The 5097-nt window shown below is 62.6% G+C and carries 5 protein-coding genes; 3 read left to right on the top strand and 2 right to left on the bottom strand.

The features are described from left to right. Together QMX82_RS25210 and QMX82_RS25205 are read left to right on the top strand one after the other, a co-directional pair. The coding region (locus QMX82_RS25210; RefSeq protein ID WP_282288649.1) for a 4-hydroxythreonine-4-phosphate dehydrogenase PdxA at window positions 1-102 on the top strand (102 nt) is incomplete at its 5' end. Window positions 103-195: 93 nt separating this feature from the next. Further along, window positions 196-1371, top strand: a complete 1176-nt coding sequence (locus QMX82_RS25205; RefSeq protein WP_187979164.1) for an L-rhamnonate dehydratase — start codon at window positions 196-198, stop codon at window positions 1369-1371. Between the two features lie 49 nt (window positions 1372-1420). On the opposite strand, the gene QMX82_RS25200 is transcribed toward QMX82_RS25205, so the two are convergent. Beyond that, on the bottom strand, window positions 1421-1819 hold the full coding sequence (locus QMX82_RS25200; RefSeq protein WP_187979165.1) for a tautomerase family protein: 399 nt from the start codon (window positions 1817-1819) through the stop codon (window positions 1421-1423). A gap of 100 nt (window positions 1820-1919) precedes the next feature. On the opposite strand from QMX82_RS25200, the gene QMX82_RS25195 reads away from it, so the two are divergent. Further along, window positions 1920-2804, top strand: a complete 885-nt coding sequence (locus tag QMX82_RS25195; RefSeq protein WP_282288645.1) for a LysR substrate-binding domain-containing protein — start codon at window positions 1920-1922, stop codon at window positions 2802-2804. Between the two features lie 102 nt (window positions 2805-2906). On the opposite strand, the gene QMX82_RS25190 is transcribed toward QMX82_RS25195, so the two are convergent. Then, a complete protein-coding gene (locus QMX82_RS25190; protein WP_282288643.1) occupies window positions 2907-4856 on the bottom strand; it encodes a UvrD-helicase domain-containing protein in 1950 nt (649 codons plus the stop codon). Window positions 4857-5097: the final 241 nt, after the last annotated feature.

Here is a 5097-nt window from a genome sequence, read left to right as displayed (position 1 = left end):
CACGGTACCGCCTGCGACATCGCCGGCCAGGGGCGCGCCAACGTCGGCGCGACCCGTCAGGCCTTCGAGATCGCCTGTCGCCTGGGCGCGTCTCGCCACTGATAGCTACTGGGGCGCTCCAGGCGCTACCTGAATTCGCCGAACCGGCTCGTGGAGCCGGCCGGCCTGACTCATGCTCGAAAAAAGGAAAGTCCGATGAAAATCACCAGCGTCCGCACCCGCGTCTTCGAATGGAAAGGCAAGGTCGTCCCGCCCCAGGCGCACTTCTGTACCAATGCCACCGACATCCTCTATGAACGCGGCGACGCCATGGGCTCGTTTCGCTTCCACGGCTGGCTGGTGGTGGAGATCGAAACCGACAGCGGCCTGGTCGGTCTGGGCAATTGCGCCCTGGCGCCGCGAGTGGCCAAGGAGATCATCGATCTGTACCTGACCCCCATCGTCATGGGCCAGGATCCCTTCGACAACGAATACCTCTGGCAGAAGATGTATCGCCGCACCCACGCCTGGGGCCGCAAGGGCATCGGCATGGCCGCCATCTCCGCCGTCGACCTGGCGCTCTGGGACCTGATGGGCAAGGCGGTGAACAAGCCGGTGTTCAAGCTGCTGGGCGGTCGCACCAAGGAAAAGATTCCCTGCTACGCCTCCAAGCTCTACGCCAACGACAATCTGGATCTGTTCCTGGAAGAGGCCCAGGGCTATCTCAACCAGGGCTTCGACGCCCTCAAGATGAGATTTGGCTACGGTCCCAAGGACGGCCCCGCCGGCATGCGGCGCAATCTCGACCAGGTGCGCGCCCTGCGCGAGCTGGCCGGTCCCGACGTCGACATCATGCTGGAGTGCTACATGGGCTGGACTCTGGAATACGCCCGTCGCATGCTGCCCAAACTGGCCGAATTCGAACCGCGCTGGCTGGAAGAGCCGGTCATCGCCGATGACATCGAAGGCTACGTCGAACTCAAGAAGATGGGCATCCTGCCCATCTCCGGCGGCGAGCACGAATTCACCTCCTACGGCTTCAAGGACCTGCTCGAGCGCCGCGCCGTGGACGTCATCCAATACGACACCAACCGTGTGGGTGGCATCACCGCCGCGCGCAAGATCAATGCCCTGGCCGAAGCCTGGTCGGTGCCGGTCATCCCCCATGCCGGGCAGATGCACAACTACCACCTGACCATGGCCAGCACCGCTTCGCCCATGGCCGAGTTCTTCCCGGTATTCGACGTGGAGGTGGGCAACGAACTCTTCTACTACGTCTTCAAGGGCGAACCCCAGCCGGTCGGTGGCTACCTGCAGCTGGACGATGACACGCCTGGACTGGGCCTGGAGCTGTCCGAAGAGCACCTCAAGGATTTCGACGTGATCGAGTAGCGGGCGGACTGGCTGCCGCCCGGGGGAAGGGCGGCAGCCAGCTGTGGAATCAGACCCCGACTTGCTGGTGTCGCCATTCCTGACTCCGGCCGCCAAAACCATAGGCTGTGGCGCGCGCGTCGATCAGATGCACATAGCAGAGGTGGTGAAGGTCGGGCCTGAGCGTCGCCATGGCTGCCTGGACTTGGTGAAGGAAACGCGCCTTTTCGCCCTTGGTATTCGTCTCGTCGGTGATGCTGATGTCGAGGTGGAAGGCGCTGCCGCCCAGCGTCGCCAACGACTGCCCGCCAAGAAACCAATCCGAGTCAGGAATGTAGTTGAGGGTAGTGGCCATGTCTTCGGGGCGTTTTCCCAAACACTCTTTGATCAGGTCATTGATCAGCAGTACCGCACGTTGACCGAGCGTTTCATCGCGCTCGCCAGAAAGCTGAAGGGTAATGTGGGGCATGGCAGTTCTCCTGGGTTGAAGCCATCACTGTGCAGATCGTCCTTGCAACGGAAAAGCAGGAATATAGAATGGAATCCATCGGTTTTTGGAATGGATGCTCATGTCCGGTTTCGATCTCGAACAGCTTCGCACCCTGGTCACCGCCGTTGACGCCGGTAGCCTATCGGCAGCAGTGCCGCTGCGTTGTCTCTCGCAATCAGCGCTCAGCGAGCAATTGCGCAAACTGGAAGAGCGCGCTGGCCATACCCTGTTGATTCGCAGCAAAAGCGGAGTAAAACCGACGGCCGCAGGGGAGCGATTGCTGGCCCATGCCAGGCCGCTATTGGCAATGGCCGATGCGGCCTGGCGCGATCTCCACGAGATTCCTCTCGAAGGAGAAGCCTGCCTCGGCGTGACCGACTATTTCCGCCCAGTCGATCTGGCGCGCCTGCTGGCACGCCTGCATCAACAGCTGCCGGCGCTGCGTCTGCGTACCCGCATCGGCAGGAGCGACGAACTCGAGCTTGCCCAGCGCCAGGGCGAGCTGGACCTCGCCATCGTCATGAGCCTCGAGGCCGAGCGCAAGACTGCACCCAGGGTGACGATCAGACCCCTGCACCAGGAACCACTGATCTGGGTGAGCGCGTTGGACAGCAATCCGCTGCAGCGAGGGCGACCCTTGCCGCTGGCCCTGTTGCCGGAGGGCTGCTCCCTGCATCGATTGGCGTGCAGCCGCCTGGAGGCCGCAGGCATCCCCTATGTCATCAGCCATATCGCTTCTGGTGTGGCAGGCCTGCAGGCAGCGCTGACGGCAGGCCTCGGCATTGCCTGCCTGAATGCTTCCGCGGTGGCCGGACAGGGGCTGCGGCGGCTCGACCAGGACGCCCTGCCGGCGTTGCCCTCGGCACGCTTTCTGCTCCTGCATGCTCGATACGAGGACCAGTCCATGCAATCGCGACGTCTGCAGGGGTTGAGCGAGGCGATTGCTTCAAGTCTGGGTGGCTAAGGAGAGGGGGGCGATGCGCGTGTCGTCATGGCGGGCATGGCCCCTCACCGTGTGCCGCGCTCGATGGGGGTACGAGACGACGCCACCCGAGCCGATACCTGCTCAGCCCGCCAATATCGCCGCCGCCCCCCGCGGCTGCCGGGTGTACCACAGCACCCGGCTGACCCCGCGGGTCACCGCCACATAGCTCAGACGTAGCGCTTCGTCGGCCATGGCAGCGTCATAGCTTTGCTGAAAATGCCCACTCGCGGCATAGAGGGCATTGCGCAGCGGATGGGGCTGCTGGGGCTGGCCGTCGTCCAGCACAATCGCCACCTCGGCCTGCAGGCCCTTGGCTCGGTGAATGGTGCAGGTCCGCACTCCGGGCTGACGGCCCAGCTGTTCGTTGATGGCCTTCAAGGGCGCGTTCAAACGACTCATCACCATGACCGCACAGCGCTCCGGCCGCTCTCGTTCCGCGGCATAAGTCCGTTGCGCCTCGATCTCGCCCAGCAACGAAGCCAGCTGACGAGCGATATCGAATTGCGGTACGACCCTGACCCCGTGTCCCTGGTCGTCCGCCAGGCGGAACGCCTGGGTTTTCTTCGGTCGCTTGTGGCGGACCTGCGTCAGAATACGTTCACCATCCGCCACGATGTCCGGTGAAGAACGGTAGTTGGTCCCCAGCATCAGCGTATGGCTGGGCGTCTGGCCTGGAAACCAGCGATCAAAGTGGATGAACAGCTCCGGCGAGCTGCCTCGCCAGCCATAGATGGATTGCCAGTCGTCACCGATGGCCATCAGCGAGGGCGCAACTTTTTCCTCGGCGAGCCTGCGCTGTACCTGCTGCAGCCAGAGGGCGATCTGCGGCGAGATGTCCTGGAATTCGTCGATCAGCAAATGGGTGAAGGGCTGCAGGCGGGCAATCAGGGCGCGACTGGGTTTCTTGTCCAGGCGATCCGTCAGCACGGCAAAGGCGGTATTGAAGGTGATCAGCCGTTGTTCCTTCAGCAACTTGCCAAAGTGGCGCCAGAACTGCTGCATGGCCTCCAGAAAGATCCGGTCCCGCGTCGAGCACTCCAGTTGGTTGCTCTTTATAGAGCCGACCCGCAGCCCCAGGGTCTCGGCGAATGAAGCCTGGCCATAGAAGAGGTCGGGCAGCGGTTGTGGTTGGCGTTCGCCATTGAGGACGAAGGGCTGCAAGGGCGGGGCGCCAGGTGGCTCTTCCTCATTGGGCGCCGCCAGTTCCAGCAACAGATGAACCCGACGACGAAAACCGGCGTCCTCGCGGTAGCAATTCTCATAGGCTTGCACCAGGAGCTGCCGTTGACCCTCGTTCAGCGTGGCGCCAGCCAGCATGCCGTTATCCGGCTCATCCTCACCTTTCGATTGAGTGGACAGCTGCTCGAACCACTGCGTCGCCCTCAGCTCTGAGCGCGCCAGCTGCGCCAGGGCCGAGTGAAAGGTTCTTACCAGTTCGCGTGCTGCCTCATCGTTCAGCGGAGCCTCCCAGAAAGCCAGGACGCGCTTGAGCTGCGCGCGCAACTCTTCGCAGGAAGCCTTGGTAAAGGAGATGACGGTCAATTGCTCGCGTGGGATCTCGAGGTGGCACAGCATGAACACCACCCGCAGTACCAGTGTCGTGGTCTTGCCCGAACCGGCACCCGCGAAGATCCGCGTCGCCGGGGCGCGAGCCAGGATCATCTTCCATTGTTCCGGCGACGGTGGCTGGATGATGCCCTGGGCAACGGCCTGCTCGACGCGCATCTTCATCCGCTGCTCCTGAGAGCGCTTCACGGTGAAGGCGGGACCATAGAGGGCGGCGGGGGAGGGGGCAGCCGGGACAGCCAGAGTGCGCTGGACGGTCGATTGCTCCCTTTTTGCACCTTTGCTGGCAGCCTTCGGCTCGGCCTGCCGCTTGGGGGCTTGGGCCGGCTCTGCCTTCTTGCGGCTGCCTGGCTTGGTGTCTCCCTTAATAGGTGGCTCTCCTTTAAGGAAGAGCGTGGTGCGGGGAAACCAATCGCCAAGCGTATTCCTCAGCTGTTGTCGGTAGCGAGCTAGGATGGAAGTCATGCAGTCCTCGAAACATCGTCTGCCCGCATCTTACCTCGCACAGGTGACAGGTCGCTTTCTGTGGGCCTTTTTGGTCCCTGCTGAAACTTTCTTGAAATAACCTGTTGACCTGCTCCGAAACTCCCCTATAATGCGCCCCACTTCCGGCGCAGATGCTGAAGCGGCTTGAAAATCAAGCACTTAGGTCTGAGCCGGGCGAGGGGTCCAGGGATTCTTCGCTGTTTGGTCTTCACCTTCGGGT

Origin of the sequence: Pseudomonas sp. PS02302 (assembly GCF_029959585.1) — a bacterium.
Taxonomy (GTDB): domain Bacteria; phylum Pseudomonadota; class Gammaproteobacteria; order Pseudomonadales; family Pseudomonadaceae; genus Chryseomonas; species Chryseomonas aestiva.
Note: the sequence above shows the minus strand (reverse complement) of the source record. Positions and strands in the feature narration are given on the sequence as shown.

Excerpts from the sequence above, each read along its gene's own strand:
- QMX82_RS25190 (WP_282288643.1), bottom strand. The coding sequence starts at position 4,856 with ATGACTTCCATCCTAGCTCGCTACCGACAACAGCTGAGGAATACGCTT.
- QMX82_RS25195 (WP_282288645.1), top strand. The coding sequence starts at position 1,920 with ATGTCCGGTTTCGATCTCGAACAGCTTCGCACCCTGGTCACCGCCGTT.
- QMX82_RS25200 (WP_187979165.1), bottom strand. The coding sequence starts at position 1,819 with ATGCCCCACATTACCCTTCAGCTTTCTGGCGAGCGCGATGAAACGCTC.
- QMX82_RS25205 (WP_187979164.1), top strand. The coding sequence starts at position 196 with ATGAAAATCACCAGCGTCCGCACCCGCGTCTTCGAATGGAAAGGCAAG.